The 19,086-nt window shown below is 27.7% G+C and carries 20 protein-coding genes and 1 other RNA gene; 3 read left to right on the top strand and 18 right to left on the bottom strand.

Annotation, left to right across the window (positions count from 1 at the left end):
- Positions 1–22 precede the first annotated feature (22 nt).
- Genes ymfI through FMG_RS04410 form a run of 3 tightly spaced genes read left to right on the top strand, consistent with a single transcriptional unit; the run spans position 23 to position 2,811 of the window.
- Entirely contained in the window at positions 23–760 is a 738-nt protein-coding gene (gene ymfI, locus FMG_RS04400; RefSeq protein ID WP_012290644.1) for an elongation factor P 5-aminopentanone reductase, read from the top strand.
- Positions 753–1,472 (top strand): response regulator transcription factor, encoded by a 720-nt coding sequence (locus FMG_RS04405; protein ID WP_012290645.1) that lies wholly within the window; start codon positions 753–755, stop codon positions 1,470–1,472. The genes ymfI and FMG_RS04405 overlap by 8 nt, the downstream gene beginning before the upstream one ends.
- Positions 1,462–2,811, top strand: a complete 1,350-nt coding sequence (locus FMG_RS04410) for a sensor histidine kinase (RefSeq protein WP_012290646.1) — start codon at positions 1,462–1,464, stop codon at positions 2,809–2,811. The genes FMG_RS04405 and FMG_RS04410 overlap by 11 nt, the downstream gene beginning before the upstream one ends.
- Before the next feature lie 36 nt (positions 2,812–2,847).
- Here FMG_RS04410 and rnpB read toward each other — a convergent pair.
- The 18 genes from rnpB to recN all read right to left on the bottom strand — a co-directional run bounded on the left by rnpB (position 2,848) and on the right by recN (position 19,084).
- An RNA gene (gene rnpB, locus FMG_RS09460) (RNase P RNA component class A) lies at positions 2,848–3,177 on the bottom strand.
- A 19-nt stretch (positions 3,178–3,196) separates the two neighbouring features.
- Entirely contained in the window at positions 3,197–3,976 is a 780-nt protein-coding gene (locus FMG_RS04415; protein ID WP_012290647.1) for a Nif3-like dinuclear metal center hexameric protein, read from the bottom strand.
- On the bottom strand, positions 3,966–4,658 hold the full coding sequence (locus tag FMG_RS04420; RefSeq protein WP_002839046.1) for a tRNA (adenine(22)-N(1))-methyltransferase: 693 nt from the start codon (positions 4,656–4,658) through the stop codon (positions 3,966–3,968). Before FMG_RS04420 ends, FMG_RS04415 begins: the two co-directional genes overlap by 11 nt.
- Before the next feature lies 1 nt (position 4,659).
- Entirely contained in the window at positions 4,660–5,826 is a 1,167-nt protein-coding gene (gene rpoD / locus FMG_RS04425) for an RNA polymerase sigma factor RpoD (protein WP_002838335.1), read from the bottom strand.
- Positions 5,827–5,843: 17 nt separating this feature from the next.
- Complete coding sequence (gene dnaG, locus FMG_RS04430) at positions 5,844–7,643, bottom strand: DNA primase (protein ID WP_050716638.1); 1,800 nt, start codon at positions 7,641–7,643, stop codon at positions 5,844–5,846.
- 2 nt (positions 7,644–7,645) lie between these two features.
- Positions 7,646–8,656, bottom strand: coding sequence for a deoxyguanosinetriphosphate triphosphohydrolase (locus FMG_RS04435; RefSeq protein ID WP_012290649.1), 1,011 nt, complete (start codon positions 8,654–8,656; stop codon positions 7,646–7,648).
- 114 nt (positions 8,657–8,770) lie between these two features.
- Positions 8,771–10,798 (bottom strand): bifunctional 4-hydroxy-3-methylbut-2-enyl diphosphate reductase/30S ribosomal protein S1, encoded by a 2,028-nt coding sequence (locus FMG_RS04440; protein WP_002838324.1) that lies wholly within the window; start codon positions 10,796–10,798, stop codon positions 8,771–8,773.
- Positions 10,798–11,367 (bottom strand): lysophospholipid acyltransferase family protein, encoded by a 570-nt coding sequence (locus tag FMG_RS04445; protein ID WP_002839011.1) that lies wholly within the window; start codon positions 11,365–11,367, stop codon positions 10,798–10,800. The genes FMG_RS04440 and FMG_RS04445 overlap by 1 nt, the downstream gene beginning before the upstream one ends.
- Positions 11,357–12,226, bottom strand: a complete 870-nt coding sequence (cmk, locus tag FMG_RS04450; RefSeq protein ID WP_002839125.1) for a (d)CMP kinase — start codon at positions 12,224–12,226, stop codon at positions 11,357–11,359. The genes FMG_RS04445 and cmk overlap by 11 nt, the downstream gene beginning before the upstream one ends.
- The gene (locus FMG_RS04455) at positions 12,223–13,425 is read right to left on the bottom strand and encodes an NAD(P)/FAD-dependent oxidoreductase (RefSeq protein ID WP_012290650.1); all 1,203 of its coding nucleotides are present in this window, start codon (positions 13,423–13,425) and stop codon (positions 12,223–12,225) included. Before FMG_RS04455 ends, cmk begins: the two co-directional genes overlap by 4 nt.
- The gene (locus tag FMG_RS04460) at positions 13,425–13,964 is read right to left on the bottom strand and encodes a tRNA (mnm(5)s(2)U34)-methyltransferase (RefSeq protein WP_012290651.1); all 540 of its coding nucleotides are present in this window, start codon (positions 13,962–13,964) and stop codon (positions 13,425–13,427) included. Before FMG_RS04460 ends, FMG_RS04455 begins: the two co-directional genes overlap by 1 nt.
- Entirely contained in the window at positions 13,954–14,301 is a 348-nt protein-coding gene (locus tag FMG_RS04465; protein ID WP_012290652.1) for a hypothetical protein, read from the bottom strand. Before FMG_RS04465 ends, FMG_RS04460 begins: the two co-directional genes overlap by 11 nt.
- Positions 14,276–15,004 (bottom strand): pseudouridine synthase, encoded by a 729-nt coding sequence (locus tag FMG_RS04470; protein WP_012290653.1) that lies wholly within the window; start codon positions 15,002–15,004, stop codon positions 14,276–14,278. Before FMG_RS04470 ends, FMG_RS04465 begins: the two co-directional genes overlap by 26 nt.
- Complete coding sequence (scpB, locus tag FMG_RS04475) at positions 14,991–15,539, bottom strand: SMC-Scp complex subunit ScpB (protein ID WP_012290654.1); 549 nt, start codon at positions 15,537–15,539, stop codon at positions 14,991–14,993. The genes FMG_RS04470 and scpB overlap by 14 nt, the downstream gene beginning before the upstream one ends.
- A gap of 2 nt (positions 15,540–15,541) precedes the next feature.
- Complete coding sequence (locus FMG_RS04480; protein WP_012290655.1) at positions 15,542–16,249, bottom strand: segregation and condensation protein A; 708 nt, start codon at positions 16,247–16,249, stop codon at positions 15,542–15,544.
- The gene (locus FMG_RS04485) at positions 16,246–16,854 is read right to left on the bottom strand and encodes a site-2 protease family protein (protein ID WP_002838146.1); all 609 of its coding nucleotides are present in this window, start codon (positions 16,852–16,854) and stop codon (positions 16,246–16,248) included. The genes FMG_RS04480 and FMG_RS04485 overlap by 4 nt, the downstream gene beginning before the upstream one ends.
- Positions 16,854–17,384 (bottom strand): NUDIX hydrolase, encoded by a 531-nt coding sequence (locus FMG_RS04490; protein ID WP_002838462.1) that lies wholly within the window; start codon positions 17,382–17,384, stop codon positions 16,854–16,856. The genes FMG_RS04485 and FMG_RS04490 overlap by 1 nt, the downstream gene beginning before the upstream one ends.
- 2 nt (positions 17,385–17,386) lie before the next feature.
- A complete protein-coding gene (recN, locus tag FMG_RS04495) occupies positions 17,387–19,084 on the bottom strand; it encodes a DNA repair protein RecN (RefSeq protein ID WP_012290656.1) in 1,698 nt (565 codons plus the stop codon).
- Between the last annotated feature and the right edge of the window lie 2 nt (positions 19,085–19,086).

The following is a 19,086-nucleotide window of genomic DNA, read 5'->3' on the forward strand; positions in this document are numbered from 1 at the left end:
AATCAGTTAAGAAGGAGATAAAATGAAGACTATTTTAATAACTGGTGCTAGCGGTGGTATTGGTGAAGGAATTTGTAAAATGTTAGAAAATCACCCTGAATACAGAATCGTTGTGCACTACTTTAATAATGAAGATAAAGCGAAACAAATCGTTAAAAATATAAGAAATAAAGGAATAGATGCAATATCTTATAAATGTGATTTAAGAAATTATGACGAATGCGAGAAAATGTTTAAATTTATAAGAAATAAATTTAGATGTGTTGATATATTGATTAACAATGCTGGGATATCAATTGTAGAACAATTTCAAGATATCGAAATAGATGATTGGTATAATATGTTTGATGTTAATGTTCATGGAAATTATCACATTTCAAAATTAGCACTAGAAGATATGCTAGACAATAAAGAGGGTAATATTATTAATATAACATCTATTTGGGGTATGATTGGTGGATCAATGGAATCTTGTTATTCTGCAACCAAAGCAGCCATAATCGGTTTAACGAAGTCATTAGCTAAAGAATTTGGATATAGTAATATTAAAATAAACGCAATAGCTCCTGGCGCAATTAATACACCGATGTTAGATAATATATCAAAGGATGATTTGGAATACGTAGTAGAAGATACTCCTATGGGTAGGCTTGGAACACCAGAAGATATAGCAAATTTAGTGGAATTTTTAATATCCGATAAAAATTCATTTATGACTGGACAAATATTAAGTCCAAATGGAGGTTTTGTAATTGTTTAAAGAAAACATAACAGATATTAAAATTTTAATAGTAGAAGATGAAAAAAATATCTCTAATGCTGAAAAAAAATACTTAGAAGTTGAAGGTTTTAGAGTTGAACAAGCTTTTGATGGACAAGAAGCCATCGATATGATTAATTCAACAGATTATTCGATGATTATTTTGGATTTGATGCTTCCTAAAATAAGTGGGGAAAAAGTTATGGAAGTTATTAGGTCCCGAACAGAAACTCCTGTTATAATGGTTACTGCGAAAATAGATGAAGATGAAATATTAGAAGGATTAAAGCTTGGAGCTGACGATTATATAACTAAACCTTTTAGTTTAAAAATTTTAGTACAAAAAGTAAAAACAATCTTGAGGAGAGTTGAAAAACTTGGCCTACCTAAATCAGATAAGATTTATTTTGATAATGGACGAGTTAGTATTTCTTTTGATGATAATACTTTTATTAAAGATGGAGAAAGTATTAGTCTTACAAGTAATGAATTTCAAATAATCAAAACTTTATTTTCGAATCCTAACAAAATTTTTACTAGAGATGAAATAATAGAATTATCTTTTGGATATGATTATGAAGCTTTTGACCGAGCTATTGATACTCATATAAAAAACATTAGGCATAAAATTGAAGATAATCCTAAAAAACCTCGATATATAAAAACTATATATGGTGTAGGCTACAAATTGGGTGTTTACGATGAAGCTTAAATCTGAAATTTTGTATGAATTTTTAAGAGCTATTCTATTTCCTATTTTATTATTATCATTTATTGCTGTTTTTGTTTTTCAATTTTCATTTAAAAATTTTGTTGATAATGAAGAGTTAAATAGACGAAATAAGATAGAACAATTAACAAAAAATTTATTTATAGATCACCAACAAGGGTTAAGTAAAAAAAGAATAGATCAATATATGTGGTATCTAAGCGAACTAGACTTAGATGTAATTTTCTATGATAATAACGAAAAAGAACTATACAGTTTTTCTGAGGGCTTTGAATTAGCTAAGAAAACATCTCTTTATAATACTATTGTAAAAGATGTTTATGATAAGAACAATAAAAAAATAGGTCAAATAAAATATATCTATAGAGTTAATAATAATTTCAAAAAAAGAAGCGAAGTTTTTATAACTAATCTTTTTAGATTTATAATTTTATCCTTGTTTCTATCTTACTTTACAGGATTAATAATTTCTATATATCTTTCACGTAAAATAACCAACCCAATAGAAGAACTCACACAAGCAACTGTTAATATCAGAAAACAGATTTACGCTGTGCCTGATATAAAAAGTAGAATTGTTGAAGTAAATCAACTATCTCAAAACATAAACTATATGGCAAATTCATTAAAATCACAAGAGTTTAATAGAAAACAGTATGCTCAAAACATCAGCCATGAATTAAGAACACCTCTTACCAATATAAGAGTTAACTTAGAGTTAATGCAAGATGGTATTATGGAAACGAATGAAGAAAATGTAAATATGCTTCTTGTGGAAATTGACCGACTTACAAGTTTAATTAATCAATTAAATAATACATTTAAAAAATCTACACCTGAGACAATTTATAATCCTTCTAAATTCAATTTATCAGATTTTCTAAATGAAATATACAAATCAATGAAGACTCAATATGATAATTCAGGAGTTTTGTTCGATTTAGAAATCTCAGAGAATTTGGACATTATTACTGACAGAGAAAAATTAGCAAATATTATTATTAACTTGTTGTCTAACGCATTAAAAGCATGTAAAAAAGGAGACTCAGTTTTATTAAGAGCAAGACACATTAACAAAAAAATTGTGATATCTGTAAAAGATACTGGTATTGGAATTAGCGAAGAAAATAAGCCTAAAATTTTCGAAAGATTTTTCAGAGTTGATGACTGCAGAAATACCAAAACAAATGGTTATGGACTCGGTTTATCTATTGTAAAAAATTATACTGACATAATCGGAGCAAACATTTCAGTAAACTCAAAATTAAACTTAGGAACTGTAATGTTGGTTTCCTTTGATGATAGTATAATTACGAAATAAAAAAAAGATTGGTAACAGCAATGCTACCAATCTTTTTTTATGACCAAATCTATAAGCCGTGTTCTGTATTTGATAATCATCTATCTAGACTAATTGTTACCAATTAGTTCAAGCAATCTACCTACCGGAGACGACGAGCAGCCGTCTTTATTCCTATTTGATTTTGCACTGAATGGGGTTTACATAGCCATAAAGTCACCTTTATGCTGGTAGGCTCTTACCCTACCTTTCCACCCTTACCATTAAATGGCGGTATATCTCTGTTGCACTAGCCTTAGGGTCGCCCCCACTGGACGTTATCCAGCATCCTCGCTCTATAGTGCACGGACTTTCCTCATGAATTCATGCGATTATCTGATTTAGTCACCATAATATTATAACATAACTAGAAAATTTTTCTAGTTGGTTTTTCTAAATAATTCACATCTATTTTTATGTCTGAAAAAGTTGTTTGAATACATTTCTTCAATGGTTCAAGAATAAATTTTTCTGATTCATAATGTCCGATATCAATTAATATTAAATTATTATCTATAGCATCAATTTGTTGGTCGTGTTTAAATTCTGAAGATATAAATACATCACAATTTTTTTCAACACAATCTTTTATGAAGTGACCTCCACTTCCACCAAGAACCGCAATTCTATTTACATTACACTCTATATTTCCATATACTATGACATTATCGAGCTTTAGATTTTGTTTTACTAATTGAATAAAATCTTCAGCAAAAATCTCATCTATGTCACTATATTTTCCATAACCAGTATTATTATCATACTCTTTTAAATTTTTTGTATTTTTAAGTCCAACTTTATTTGCTAAAGCATCGCTCACTCCAAATTCCACTCTGTCCAAATTAGTATGTGATGAATAAATACAAATATCGTTTTTGATAGCTTTAATTAATCGAGTATTTACACTGTTTTCTGTTTCAATAATACTTTTCAATGGGTGAAAAATAACAGGATGATGTGTAATAATGAGATCATAATTTTCTCTAATCGCTTTATTCAAGCAATTATCATCTAAATCAAGTGATATCAAAATTTTATTAATCTCTCGTTCAAGATTTCCAAATTGCAGACCGCAATTATCAAAATCTTCCTGAAGTTCCAACGGAACTAATTTTTCAAACCATTTTATAAAATCTTTAAGTTTCAATTTTATCCAACACTTTCTCAAGTTCATTTACTTCAACATTGATATTTTCAATTGCACTTTTAACACTATCAGAATTTTTATCCGACAAATTAGATAATATATTGTTCTTATTTTCTATCTGTTGATTTATATATTTTTTCAAATATTCTGATTTATTGTCGATTAAATATTTGCCAAATTCATACTCATATTCATTTACAAACAATTGCTTTCCGACTTTTGCTTTTATAATTTGGTAGTATTTATCATTTTCAAATAAATCAACTTCTTCAATGATTTCAAAAGAATTTTCATGCAGAAATCTTCTTAACAAAGCCAAGGAATTGTTCGCTCCTAAAATTAAACAATTAGCACTCTTAGCAATATCGAGGTTTTTATTTAGAATATCAACTATTAGATTTCCTCCCATTCCAGAAATTATAATAGTATCAACCTGATATTCATTTAAATTATCTAAACCATCTGACACATTCAATACAATCTTTTCGGGTTCGTCTAAATAATCTAACTTTTCTCGCAATTTATCCAAAGATTTTTCACTAATATCTGAAGCTATCACTTTTTTAGCTTTTGCAGATTTTACTAATTCATATGGAACAATCCCATGATCCGTCCCTATATCAGCAACTATAGAATTTTCTTCAACCAACTTAATTATTTCTTCAAGCCTTAGTTTTTTCATTTTATTCCAAAAAATCCTTTAATTTTTGACTTCTAGATGGATGTTTCAATTTTCTTAAAGCCTTTGCTTCTATTTGTCTTATTCTTTCTCTTGTTACATCAAAGTCTTTTCCAACTTCTTCAAGTGTTCTAGGAGTACCATCTACGAGTCCAAATCTTAACGCTAATACTTTTCTTTCTCTTTCATTTAAAGTATTTAAAATACCTTCTAATTCTTCTCTAAGCATAGTAAAGTTTGCTGCTTCATCTGGAGCGATTGCAGTATCATCTTCAATAAAATCTCCCAAATGACTATCTTCTTCTTCACCAATAGGAGTTTCTAAACTTACAGGTTCCTGAGCTATTTTTCTTACTTCTCTAACTTTTTCAACTTCTATTCCCATTTCTTTTGCTATTTCTTCATTAGTAGGATCTCTTCCCAAGTCTTGTAATAATTGTCTTTCAATTCTCACAAGTCTGTTAATAGTTTCTACCATGTGTACAGGAATTCTTATTGTTCTTGCTTGGTCAGCAATAGCTCTTGTTATAGCTTGTCTTATCCACCAAGTAGCATATGTCGAAAACTTAAATCCTCTAGTGTAATCAAACTTATCTACAGCTTTCATAAGGCCAAGATTTCCTTCTTGAATCAAGTCCAAGAAACTCATTCCACGACCAACGTATCTCTTGGCAATACTTACAACCAATCTCAAGTTTGCCTCAGCTAATTTTTTCTTAGCTCTTTTAGATCCATTTTCCATTTCTTGTGCCAATTGAACTTCTTCATCAGCAGATAACAATGGAATCTTACCAATTTCTTTTAGGTACATTTTTACTGGATCATCTACATTAATTCCTTTAATATCAGATACATCTTCAATGACTTTCTTATCATTTTTTTCATCTTCATCATCGTCATCTTCTAATGATTCATCTACGTCTAAATCATCAGTATCGTCATCTTTTGAAGATTTTTTTTCAATATCATCATTGCTCTCAAAAATTTCTATATTATTTTCAATTAACAAATTTCTGATATCTTCTATGTCTTCTTCATCTAAAGATGTCAAATCATCAATTTTCTTGAAATCTTTGATAGTAACAATTCCATCATTTTCATTTCCTATTTCTATTAACTGATTTAATGCATCTTTTTTTATTTGTTCAACATCTAAGTTTTCTTCTGACATAAAAAACTCCCTTCTGATTATTTGCACTCTTTAAGTTGTCTATTGATTTCTAAAATTTTATTTAAGATTTCTTTGTATTTTTGGTTAATTTTATCATTAAAATCAACTGATTGCATAAGGTCAAGCTGCTGTTTTATCTTATCTTTTTCTTGTGTTATAAGATATTTTTTTATTTCTAATATAACCCTATCAATACTATTAATATTTATTGAGTTTCGAGATGTATTAAAGAGATAGTCAATTGTTCTATCCATTTGTATATCATTTTTAAAATAATCTCTGACACTATTTTCGTTAATTTCTTTTTCATTATTTTTCAAATAATAATTATCTGCAAATTCCATAAAATTATTATAATAGATAATATCTGTTTTAAATTTTGAAACATCTTCTTTTATAGTTTCATATATGTCTCTATAAAAACAAGCTATAGTCATTATCTCAATTGCAGTAATTTTTTCTTGAAGATTAATGTCCAAAACATCAGAGTATGCTGTGACCTCTCTATTAACTGATATATTAGGTTTCGCTACACTTAACTTATCACTAACATCTGTTCTTAAACTATTATCGTCAATTTGTAAATCCTCTGCAAATTTTTTAATATATTCATCTCTAATAACTGCTCGATCTAATTTGGATAACAAAGTTGTTAAGTCGTCTATTAGTTGTATCTTTTCTTTAACATCATTTATATCATATTTTTTAAGTATTTTTTTATATTCATATATAATGCTATCCATAGCATTATCGATTAATTTATTAAAACTTTCGTTACCATATTTTTTAATATAATCATCTGGATCTAAGTTATCAGGGATAACTATTATATTAGGACTAATATCTATTTCTTTAAATACTTGTATAGCACGTGATGTCGCATTCTGTCCTGCAGAATCTCCGTCATAACAGATATAAATATTCTTGCAATATCTTTTAATTAATTTGGCTTGATCATATGTTAGAGATGTACCTAATGAAGCTATGGCAAAATCAAATCCATAATTTGTCAGTGAAATTACATCCATATAACCTTCAACAAGGATAATTTTTCCAACTTTTGTAGAATTTTTTAAATTTGACACTCCATAAACATTTTTGCTCTTATCGTAAGCCAAGCTTTGAGGAGAATTCATGTATTTTGCCTTAGCATCAGCAAGAGTTCTTCCACCAAAACCTATAATATTTCCTCTAATATCTATAATTGGAAACATAAGTCTATTTCTAAACTTATCGAATATATTTCCGCGTTCATCTTGATTTGCGAGTCCAACTTCTATTATATCATCTTTTTGATAACCTTTTTGAAGCAAATGTCTGTAAAGACTATTTTTCCCATCAGCATAGCCTATTATAAATTTATTGATCATAGAATTTGTCAAATCCCTTTTCTTAATGTATTCTTTTGGTACATCATTGATTAACAAATTTTTATAAAAAAACAACTTTGCTTCATTATTGATAGCAAATAATTTCTTGCGATGTTCATATTTTTCTTTATTTACTTCATTAGTTTCGACTAAAATTCCTAATTTATCTGCTAAAAACTTTATTGCTTCAGGATAAGAAAGTCCTTCTTTTTGCATTATAAAAGAAATTACATCTCCACCTACCCCACAACCAAAACAATGGAAAATTCCTTTTGAAGGAGAAACACTAAAAGAAGGAGTCTTTTCATTATGAAAAGGACACAAGCCAATATAATTTGAACCAGATCTTTTAAGCTCAACGTAATCTCCAATTACAGAAACTATATCAGCTACACTTTTTATTTCATCTATTTTATCTTGTGGTATAAATCCCATCTTATCATCCAATCTTATATACTCCAAGAATCTGGTATAAAAATTTCTTTAAATGTTCGTCTTGCAAACGAATCAGTCATACCAGCAATATAATCAGTAACTATATCATCTTTTGTTTTATCTTGTAGTTCAATATTATTATAAATTTCCGTATGTGATTTTGGTAATCTTTTTAAATCTTCGAGGTAATAACCATATAGATTTCTTAGAACATATTCTACTTTTTTATCATCTTTTCTGACAATGTCGTTAAAATAAACCTGTTCAAACATGAAAGCTCTTAAATCTTCCATTAGTTTATAAGTTTTATCAGACATTTTTATACAATTTTTCCCAAAGCTATTATCCACTAAATCATTCACTAAAAAATTAATTCTTTTAGATCCGCTAGTACCTAATTCATTTATTATTTCTGATGGTAAATCACTATTTTTTATAATATTTGATCTAATTGAATCATCAATATCATGATTGATATAAGCTATTCTATCCGAAAACTTTATAATTTGTCCTTCAAGGGTTTTGGCCATATTAGTTCCAGAATGATTAACTATACCATCAAGTGTTTGTTTTGTTAAATTAAGGCCAACTCTTGTAGAATTGTGTTCAAGATATTGCACAACATTAAGTGATTGTTGGTAATGTTTAAATCCTTTTGGGTTCAATTTATCTAATATTTTTTCACCAACATGACCAAATGGTGTATGTCCTAAATCGTGTCCTAATCCTATTGCCTCTACCAAATCCTCATTTAAATTTAAACACCTCGCAATTGTTCGAGCTATCTGTGTCACTTCTAAAGTATGTGTTAATCTTGTTCTATAGTGATCCTTTTCAGGATTTAAGTATACTTGTGTCTTATGTTTAAGTCTTCTAAATGATTTTGAGTGAATAATTCTATCCCTGTCTATTTGAAACGGATTTCTTAAATTATTTTTCTCTTCAAATTTAATTCGTTGTGCATCTTCACTTTTTGTGGCAAATTCACTATAATTTTGTTCATATAATTTAAAATCTATATTCATAATTATCACACCTTCAACCTATATGTGTTATATACCCCAAAAAGCCTTGACTAATTCATAAAAGCATAAAAAAAAGCCAAACAATTGTTTGGCTTTATCGACCTAAAGTAAACTTTAGTTCTCTTCTTCCATTTCTTTTAATTTTAAATCTAATAATGCTCCTAAATCACTGTTAATCAAAGTTTCTTCACTTGATTCTGATTTAGTTTCAACTTTTTTAGGTTTATCTTTCTTTGGTCTTGGTTTTCTTTCAGGTTTTTCAGGTTTTGGTAATAAAGCTTTCATACTTAAAGCAATTCTCTTCTTTTCAGGATTGATTTCTAAGATTTTAACTTTAACTGTATCACCAATATTTAATTCATCTGATGGTTTATCAACATGTTCATTTGAAATTTCAGAAACGTGAACTAATCCTTCAATTCCTTCAGCTAATTTAACAAATGCACCAAAGTCAACTAAGTTTACAACTTCTCCTTCGATTACATCGCCTTCGTGGTTGTTTTCTACAAAAGCATCGAATGGTTTTTGTTGTAATTGTTTCAAGCCAAGTGAAATTCTATTCTTTTCTCTATTAGCTTTAAGAACTAATGTTTCAATTTCATCTCCAACTTTTAAAACATCTTCTGGTGATTCAATTCTATTCCAAGAAATATCTGAAATATGAAGTAAACCATCTACTCCGCCTAAATCGATAAATGCACCAAAGTCTGTTAATCTTTGTACTTTACCAGTAATTTTTTCACCAACAGTGATGTTTTCCCAAGCTTTATCTTCGATTTCTTTTTGTTCTGCTTCTACAACAGCTCTGTGAGATAAAACTAAACGTCTCTTCTTTTCATCTATATTCAAAACTTTACATACCAAAGTTTCTCCTACATATTTAGATAAATCTTTTACAAAGTGAGTAGTTACTTGAGAACCTGGTATAAAAGCTCTTACATTATCAATTGTCGCTATTAAGCCGCCTTTTACTACTTGTGTTACTTTTGCTTCAACAGTTGAATCATTATCAAAACTAGAAACTAAATTCTTCCAATTTTTAATTCCTTCAACTCTTTTTGTAGATAGTACAACATTTCCTTCTCCGTCATCTAGTTTAATAACGTAAACTTCGATTTCGTCGCCTTGTTTGTACAAATCCTTAGGTAATTTACCTTCTTCTGTTGATAATTCGTCCAGTTTAATAATACCATCAGCTTTGTAGCCAATATTAACCATGACTTCATCATCTGTTACATAAATAACTTCACCCTTTACGATTTCTTTTGGGTAAATCTTATTCATGCTTTCTTCTACTTGTTCCATAAAATCCTTGCTGTAATTATCCATTAAATTTACAACCTCCTCAATAATCCAAGCCGGTGTGGACGCACCAGCTGTAATACCTAATAATTTAGATTCAATAATACTATCATCGATACAAATATCCTTGTAAGTTTCAATTCTTAAAACTTTTTTGCAATTTTGTTTTGCAATTTCATACAATTTATTTGTGTTAGAACTATTCAAGCCGCCAATCACAATCATACAATCGACATTCTTAGAAAGCTCTAAACAAGCCATTTGTCGGCTCTTTGTAGCCCCACAAATAGTATTATCTATCACAACGTTAGTATTACCTTCTACTATTATATCAGAAATTTCCAAAAATTTCCTCTTTAAATTAGTAGTTTGTGAAATTACATAAAGTTTTTCACCTTTTATTTTTTTCGCCTCATCAATTGAATTAACTACTTCAATATTATTTTCAACCTGTCCTTTCATAGCTATAATTTCTGGATGATTTGGGTCTCCAATAATTATAATTTTGTAGCCTTCATCGTGTTTTTTATTTATTTTTTCATAAATTTTTAATAGAGAAGGACAAGTCAAATCTACTAATTTGTATCCATTATTTATTATTTCTTGCTTTAATTTTAAAGTAGCCCCATGTGACCTAATAAAAATTGTAGAGCCTTTTTCTGCTTGAGTGTAATCATCTATCTGTTTAATACCCAAATTTTCTAATCTTTTGCATTCTTGTTCGTTATGAATAAGCTGACCTAAAGTATACTTTATTTCTGATGGGTCATTTTCAATTATATTTATAGCTCTTTTTACTCCATAACAAAACCCAGCATTTTGTTGCACTATTATATTCATCAATTCACCTTGTATATATTTTTGTAAATTGCTTTTGTAATTTCTTTGTTTTTAATATCTTTTGATACATCATCAAAATTCGATATAGCTATTTTTTCTCTTATAAATACTTCAACTGTTGATCTGAACTTATAATCAGACTTGATAAATACAGGTATAACATCAGCATCAGCTCTTGAAGCAATCATAGCAACCCCTGTTTTCATGTTTTCCTCACTAACAGTTTTGACTCTTGTTCCTTCTGGAAATATACCTAATACCTCGTTGTTCTTTACAAGTTTAATAGCATCTTTAATGGTTTTTACATTCACGTTTTCTCTGTCAACCGGAAAAGCACCAAACTTGTACAGTAAAAATCCTAAAATTTTATTTTCAAATAATTCTTTTTTTGCCATAAATCTTATAGGCCTATCAAAAATTATCGCCAATAAAATTGGATCCCATAAGTTGATGTGATTTGCACAAATAACTAAAGGAGTTTCCGGTAATCTAGTGTTCCCATGGATATCTAATTTGTATTTTATTGTAAATACTATTTTCATTAAAAATCTTGCAAATCTATAAAACATTTCTACCTCTAATTATTTCTAATATTTTTTCGACAACTTGATCAATATTCATATTATCAGAATTTATCAATACAGCGTCTTCAGCTTTTCTCAAAGGAGCATATTTTCTATTTTTATCCTGCTCATCTCGCAATTTTATATCTTCAAGAATAGTTTCATAAGATGAATCGTCTTTTTGTTCATCAAATCTTCTTTTAGCTCTTATCTCAGCAGATGCATCCAAATAAAACTTATAATCGGCATTTTTTAATATATTAGTACCAGCATCTCTTCCATCAATAATTATAGCTTTATCACTTGCAATATGTCTTTGAATGTCAACTAACTTTTCTCTAACAGAATAATATGCGGAAACTTTTGATGCTGCCATTGATACTTCATTAGTTCTTATTTTGTCTCTCAAAAATTCATTATTAACTTTAATTTCAGATGATTCAAATGTTATTTCTAAGTTATTCAAAATTTTTACAACTTTTTCTTCGTCTTCCAAATTAACATTTTGTTTTAAGCAATAATAAGCAAGTGATCGATACATTGAGCCTGTATCTAAATACTCAATGTTTAAAATTTTAGATATCAATTTGCAAACTGTTGATTTCCCAGAACCACTAGGGCCATCTACTGTCACAGAATATACATCATTATTAATTAATTCAATATATACATTATCATCATCTTTTTTTCGAAGCATTCTTGATGAAGTTAAAATATTTTTATTTGTATTAATCAATTTATCATTCAAAACTTTCTTCATAATTTTAGGTGTAGATATCAATAAAATATCGAAATTCTTGTCTTTGATATATTCATTAATTTCATCATACAGTTTATGTTCGTTTTCGTACTTTATTTTTTTCATATATTTATCCCCGCTAAATAACCCGTTGAAAAAGCAAATTGTAAGTTAAATCCTCCCGTAAAGCCATCAACATCGATGACCTCTCCACAGAAATACAAATCTTTTACAAGCTTTGATTCCATTGTGCTTGGGTCAATCTCGTTTACATCAACTCCCCCAACACTAATAATTGCATAATCAAGCTTTTCATTTGAAACGTAAGTTAAATCGAAACTTTTTATGATTTTTCTTAAATTGTCACGTTCAAATTTTGTTATTTCATTTACTTTTTTATTTGGATTTATATTTGCAGATTTTAAAATAGGCAATATCAATTTTTTTATAGTTATTTTACTTATTGCATTTTCAATGGTTTTGTTTTGATTATCGCTGAAATCTCTTAAAATCCTATCATCAAGTTTTTGATCTGTCAATCCTGGTTTCAAGTCTATAGATATTTTAATATCTCCATTTTTCTTGGATAAAATACTTGATAAAGTAAGCACTAAAGGTCCGGAAATTCCTTTTCTTGTAAAAATCATTTCACCTATTTCGTTGAATATCATTTTATTATTGATATAACATTTTAGGCCTATATTTTTAAGACTAACTCCCTCTAATTCTTCCACATTTTCTTTTAAAATAATTGCGCTTAGGCCTGGCTTCATTTCATTAATAGTATGACCTAACCTGGTTATTTGATTGTAAAGTGATCCATCCGATCCAGTGTTTGGATATGATTTACCGCCACACGCTATAATAACTTTATCAAACGAATATTTGTTAATGCTTGTAGTCAGATAAAATTTATCAGATTTATAAATTTTATTTACTTGTTCATTCAAGTGTAAATTTACATTTTTATTTTTTAAAATCTTTTCAAATACTTTAATAACATCTGATGATTTATCGCTTTTTGGAAAAACTCTATTTCCACGTTCAATTTTAGTTTTTAGTCCATTGGAATTAAAAAAATTTATGACTTGTTCGTTTGTAAAGTCATAAAATGGGCTGTAACAAAAATATTTATTTGTATTTATATTTTCAATCAAATCTTGAACTTCACATGAATTGGTAATATTACATCTTCCTTTTCCAGTAATGAACAGTTTTTTACCTATTTTCTCATTATGGTCAAAAATATGTATTTCATATTCTTCTTTAATAAAACTTGCAGCCATCAACCCTGCTGCACCAGCTCCTATTATTGCTACGTTCATTATTTTATCCTTTCAATCAAACATACAAAAGGTGGATTATTAATCTGATTTATAAAATCGTATCGTATAACATTGAATTCTTTTTGGTTTAAATTTCGCAAAAAATTAATTATGTTTATACTTTCTTCAAATCCAGGCCTATGTCCAGGATAAAAAGTAATAACAATTTGACCTTCAATGTTCATTAATTTCAAAAGTTTTTCTAAAGTTTTAATAACAGTATCATAATCAGTTGTAATATTTTTATCTCCACCTGGAAGATATCCTAAATTAAATACAGCAAAATCAATTTTTTCATTAGTATAGTTTTCAAAATTTAAGTGCGAATCATTTATAACTTTTAAGTTATTAGTTTTCTTTGCATTATCAATACAATTTTTTTGAATATCGAACCCGTAAACTTGTATACTTTTATTTATAGATAGCATTTTATATGAATCATTTCCATTTCCAAATGTCATGTCTAAACATATTTTTGAAGTTGGTATTTTACTTTTCATCAATGATTCTACTAATGTTTTAGTATTATTATAAATCATTGCAAAAACCTCTAAAAAGAACGCTAAAATTTATCTTACCGTTATTATTAAAAAATGAATTTACCAATCCATCATTATCGTAGAATTCCTCAATACCAAAATCTTTCAAATTCATACCTATACTTTTTAGGAAAAACAACTTTTTTGAATCGTCTTCGTCCAGTTGAAATTTAGAAATATTCGCTTTTATACCATTAATTTTAATCAATGAATATCCTTTAGAAACTGAGTCATCAATATATAAAAAGCAAAAATTCCCAATAATTTCATCAATTTCTAATTCAAAGTTTTTTAAAATTAATTCATCATTGCTATTTGCTAGTCTTACTTCTATCATTATTACCTCGTATTAAATCCAAATCTTTACTTTTTAACAGCTTGTATTCTCCACTTTTTAAGCTATTTTCCATTTTGTAATTTCCAATTTGAACCCTTTTTAAATCCAAAACTGGATGATTAATAAAATCAAACATTCTTCTAATTTGTCTATTTCTACCTTCAAAAATAGTTACCCTATACTTAGTGTCATTTTTAACATTTTCTATAAATTCAATTTTGGATTTTTTTAATTTATAACCATCCAATAATATTCCATCTTTCAATTGTTTGATTTCTGTTTTGTTTGGTTTTCCTTTTACCAAAACCTCATAAATTTTTTTGTGCTCGAATTTCGGATGAGTTAACTCATAAGTAAACTCCCCATCATTTGTCAAGATTAGTAATCCATGAGAATCTTTATCCAAACGCCCAACCGGATAAACTCTTGTATCAGATTTTATCAAATCCACAACCTTCTTGTCAGCGAATTTATCCTTTACTGTTGAAGCGTAACCAATTGGCTTATTAATCGCAATATAAATTTTATCTTCTTTCAAATTTATTTTTTTGCCTTCAACTTCAACAATATCCGTATCATTTACTTGATATGATAAATCTAGAAGTATTGTTCCATTAACATAGACTTTTGAGTTTTTGATTAATTCATCAGCATTTCTTCTAGAACAATATCCGCTTTGTGCAATGAACTTATTTATTCTCATTTTCTTTTTCCCTAATAAGTTTCTCTATCTCATTTAATTTTGGAAGATCTTCTAATGAATTTATATTGAAATAAAACAAGAACTCATCGGTTGTACCATATAATATAGGCTTTCCTATTTTATCTAATCTTCCAACTTCCTTTATAAGATTTTTTTTAGTTAAAGTATCAATTGATGAACTTGATTTTACTCCTCTAATTTCATCTATTTCAATTCTTGTAATTGGCTGCTTGTAAGCTATAATCGATAAAACTTCCATTGTGGTATTAGTTAATCTCGTGTTTTTATTCTTAATAAAAATTTCTTTTAAAAATTCGAAATATTCTTTTTTAGTTTGTATTTGGTAGCTATCGTTTATGCATCTGATTTCTAGAGAAGTATTTCTATATTCATACTCTTTTATTAAATCATCAAGCATATTTCTAGTTTCTTTTTTGCTAAGGTTTATGGCCTCAGATATTGAAGAAATATCTAATGGTTCACCCCATATGAAAAGTAAAGATTCAATTTTATTTCTAATAATTTTATCTTCCATAATTACCTCATTAATATTTCCATATTATTCTCATTTTTTACAACTTTCAATATGTTTGATTTTAATAATTCTAATAAAGCTAGAAACACTGAAATAACTTCATTTCTATTAGACTTCTTAGACAGAAAAGATGCAAAATTATATTTTTTATTTTTTTCTACCTTCCACAATATATCCTCTATACAATCTTCGATTTTATACTCTTCCGCTTCTATAATCTCTGTTTCTTCGATTACTATTCTATTTTCGTCTCTACTTAAGATATCTAACAAAGTTTCAGATAATAAATTAATATCTGGTACAATAAGATTTTCTTTTTCTAATTGATAAACTGACAAATCCTCTTGAATTTTTCTAAAATGCTTAGATGAGATGTTTTCTAATTCAATCAATTGTTTAGAAATTTCTTTAAATTTTTTGTACTCGATTAATCGTTGTTTAATCAAATCTTCATCGATTTGATCATCCTCATCAAAGTCATTTTTTGGCAACAATTTTTTTGATTTGATATATAACAAAGTAGAAGCTAAGTAAATGAAATCAGTCAAATCTTTAGTAGAATGATTTTTCAAATTCTCAACTTCTTCAATAAATTTATTTGTAATTTTTGCTAAATCAACATTTTCTATATCGATTTTCTCTTTTTCTACCAAGTTCAATAGAAGATCCATCGGACCGTTAAATTCTTCAGTTTCAATTATTAAACTCATAACGCAATTGCTAACCTTAAAAATTTATCTATTATAAATGATGTTATAGGAGTTAAAACTTTTCCTAAAACACCTGAAAATATTAATATCAGTAATATAAAGTAAGTATATTTCTCGTATTTTGCCATGAAATCTAAAAATTTACCCGGGAAAAACGCAGTTACAACTTTTGATCCATCTAATGGCGGAACAGGTATCAAGTTAAAAACTGCAAAATATACATTATATACTATGAATAAGCTCAAAATCTCTGATACTACCGGATTTACATGCGAAAATCTAACATATAAAAACGAGAATATTAATCCTAAAATTAAATTTACAGTAACCCCTGCTATTGAAACTAAAAACATTCCTAGGTGCCTTTTTCTAAAATTATAAGAGTTAATTGGAACTGGCTTTGCCCAACCAAACTTAAATAAAATCAAACTGATTGCACCTAATGGGTCAATATGATCAATAGGATTAAAACTCAATCTACCCATGTTTTTAGCAGTATTATCTCCCATCCAGTACGCAACATAACCATGAGCTAATTCATGAAGAACAATCGTTGGAAGTAATACAAATATAATTATAATGTAATGGTTTATTGTTTCTAACATTAATTCACATTCCTTAGATAATATAGAATTCCCATAATTGTTTTGCCATCAATTATAACGCCATCTTCTATCATCTGCATTAATTTATCTTGTTCGATGAGCTCTATATTCAAAAATTCATCATCATCGGCTTCAAGTTCGTCTTTAAATAAATCTTGTGCCATGAAGAAACTTACTTTTTCGTCGCTGAAACCTGGAGATGAATATGCATCAAATAAGTAAGTTAAACTATTACAATTATAGCCAATTTCTTCTCTCATTTCCCTAATGGCTGCGTCCTTTGGTGTTTCGTTGTGTTCAATTAATCCAGCAGGCAATTCCATTAATTGTTGATCAATAGCTTTTCTATATTGACTAACGAAAAATAATTTGTTATCTTTTAATGCAATTATGCATACAGCATTTGCATGTTCTATAATTTCTCTTTTTGAGTATTTTCTGTTAGGAAGTTCAACAGTATCTAATCGGAGGTTTAAAATTCTCCCCTCATATATCATTTCACTTTTTATAGTTTTTTCTTCATAATCCATAATTATCTCCTATATTTTTTTAATTCATTTGCTTGATTGATCATTAGTTTTGCTTGTTCAGTTGTAGTTTCTGTTATATTTATACCGCCAATCAATCTTGAAATTTCGTTTACCTTTTCTTCAGGAGTTAATACTTTTAAAATTGACTTAGTTTCATTGTCGCAATCAATTTTTTCAATTAAAATGTGGTTATCACTCAATGAAGCAATTTGAGGTAAATGACTTATTGAAATCACTTGTTTATCCTTTGATAAATCAATAAGTTTTTCACCAACTACCAAAGCAGTCCTTCCACTTATTCCTGTATCAATTTCATCAAAAATAAGAGTATTGATATCTTCAAAATCTGATATTACTGATTTAAATCCAAGCATAATTCTTGAAATTTCACCACCAGAAGCAATAGATGCCATTGGTTTTAAATCTTGTCCTAAATTCGTTTTAATAAGAAAATCCAGTGAATCATATCCTTTTTCATTGAATTCAGAAAGTTTTTCGAATTTAACTTTAAAATCAGCATGTTTCATATTCAAATCTTTTAGATTTTGAACAATCAAGTTTTCCAATTTTGAAACAATTTCTTTTCTGATTGAATGAAGCCTATCCGATAGTTCAATTCCTTTTTTATACTCTGAATCAATTAATTCTTTAAATTTTCTTTTGTTTTCAGTAATTTCATTAAGTTCTTTAAGTCGATTCTCTAAATCTATTTTAAATGAAATAATATCATTAATAGATTTTCCGTATTTTCTCTTTAAATTTGTAATTATTGCTATTTTATTTTCTAAGTCATTTAATTTAAATTCATCTTGATAGATGCTTGATGAATATGAACTAATTCTAGAAAACAAGTCATCCATATCATAATATATCTTATCCAAATCTTGTTTGAAGGAATTGACTTCATTATCGAACTCAGAGATTGAATCTATCTTGCTTAAAACAATATTAAACATAGTGTTGATATCTTGTTCATTGTAGTTTTCATCTGAATACATATTTAATATTTCACCAATATTGTTTTTAATTAAATTGACATTTGATAATTTATTGTACTCGTTTTCAAGCTCTTCTTCATCCAAATTCTCAAGATCTATTTGAGATATTTCATCAATTTGATAGTTAATTATATCGAGCTGTCTATCTTTTTCTTCGTTTGAAATATTAAAACTTTTATATGATTTTTTGTAATCTACAATATTTTTTAGAATTCCACTTAACTGAATCTTAATTTTTACAGTTTCTTCCTTCTCAAAAGAATCAATTAAATCTATATAAAAATCCTTATTCAAAAGTGATTGAGTTCCATTTTGTCCATGAATATCAACAAATTTACTCATAAGCTCATTTAATGTGTTAAGAGTTATTGATCTACTGTTTAGTTTATTTATGCTTTTTAAATTAGTGTCTACAATCCTAGAGATTATTATTACTCCATCTCCTACATTGTATCCCATATCTTCTAAAAACTTAATTTTAGAATTATCATTAATTGTAAATGTAGCTTCAACTATTGTCTTTTTTGAAGAATCTCTAATAAAACTTTTGTTAAATCTTTGTCCCAGAAGAAGTTCGAAAGCTTCTATCAAAATTGATTTTCCTGAACCAGTTTCTCCAGTTATTATATTAAGTCCTTCCGTAAAATCTACATTTATTTTGTCAATTATTGCAAAATTTTCTATATAAAGAGAATTTAACATTT

Origin of the sequence: Finegoldia magna ATCC 29328 (assembly GCF_000010185.1) — a bacterium.
GTDB lineage: Bacteria > Bacillota > Clostridia > Tissierellales > Peptoniphilaceae > Finegoldia > Finegoldia magna_H.

Excerpts from the sequence above, each read along its gene's own strand:
- ymfI (WP_012290644.1), top strand. The coding sequence starts at position 23 with ATGAAGACTATTTTAATAACTGGTGCTAGCGGTGGTATTGGTGAAGGA.
- FMG_RS04455 (WP_012290650.1), bottom strand. The coding sequence starts at position 13,425 with ATGAACGTAGCAATAATAGGAGCTGGTGCAGCAGGGTTGATGGCTGCA.
- FMG_RS04465 (WP_012290652.1), bottom strand. The coding sequence starts at position 14,301 with ATGATAGAAGTAAGACTAGCAAATAGCAATGATGAATTAATTTTAAAA.
- FMG_RS04480 (WP_012290655.1), bottom strand. The coding sequence starts at position 16,249 with ATGAGTTTAATAATTGAAACTGAAGAATTTAACGGTCCGATGGATCTT.
- FMG_RS04460 (WP_012290651.1), bottom strand. The coding sequence starts at position 13,964 with ATGATTTATAATAATACTAAAACATTAGTAGAATCATTGATGAAAAGT.
- FMG_RS04485 (WP_002838146.1), bottom strand. The coding sequence starts at position 16,854 with ATGTTAGAAACAATAAACCATTACATTATAATTATATTTGTATTACTT.
- FMG_RS04440 (WP_002838324.1), bottom strand. The coding sequence starts at position 10,798 with ATGAATATAATAGTGCAACAAAATGCTGGGTTTTGTTATGGAGTAAAA.
- FMG_RS04410 (WP_012290646.1), top strand. The coding sequence starts at position 1,462 with ATGAAGCTTAAATCTGAAATTTTGTATGAATTTTTAAGAGCTATTCTA.
- FMG_RS04490 (WP_002838462.1), bottom strand. The coding sequence starts at position 17,384 with ATGGATTATGAAGAAAAAACTATAAAAAGTGAAATGATATATGAGGGG.
- FMG_RS04445 (WP_002839011.1), bottom strand. The coding sequence starts at position 11,367 with ATGTTTTATAGATTTGCAAGATTTTTAATGAAAATAGTATTTACAATA.
- cmk (WP_002839125.1), bottom strand. The coding sequence starts at position 12,226 with ATGAAAAAAATAAAGTACGAAAACGAACATAAACTGTATGATGAAATT.
- recN (WP_012290656.1), bottom strand. The coding sequence starts at position 19,084 with ATGTTAAATTCTCTTTATATAGAAAATTTTGCAATAATTGACAAAATA.
- FMG_RS04420 (WP_002839046.1), bottom strand. The coding sequence starts at position 4,658 with ATGAAAAAACTAAGGCTTGAAGAAATAATTAAGTTGGTTGAAGAAAAT.
- rpoD (WP_002838335.1), bottom strand. The coding sequence starts at position 5,826 with ATGTCAGAAGAAAACTTAGATGTTGAACAAATAAAAAAAGATGCATTA.
- scpB (WP_012290654.1), bottom strand. The coding sequence starts at position 15,539 with ATGGAAGATAAAATTATTAGAAATAAAATTGAATCTTTACTTTTCATA.
- FMG_RS04435 (WP_012290649.1), bottom strand. The coding sequence starts at position 8,656 with ATGAATATAGATTTTAAATTATATGAACAAAATTATAGTGAATTTGCC.
- FMG_RS04470 (WP_012290653.1), bottom strand. The coding sequence starts at position 15,004 with ATGAGAATAAATAAGTTCATTGCACAAAGCGGATATTGTTCTAGAAGA.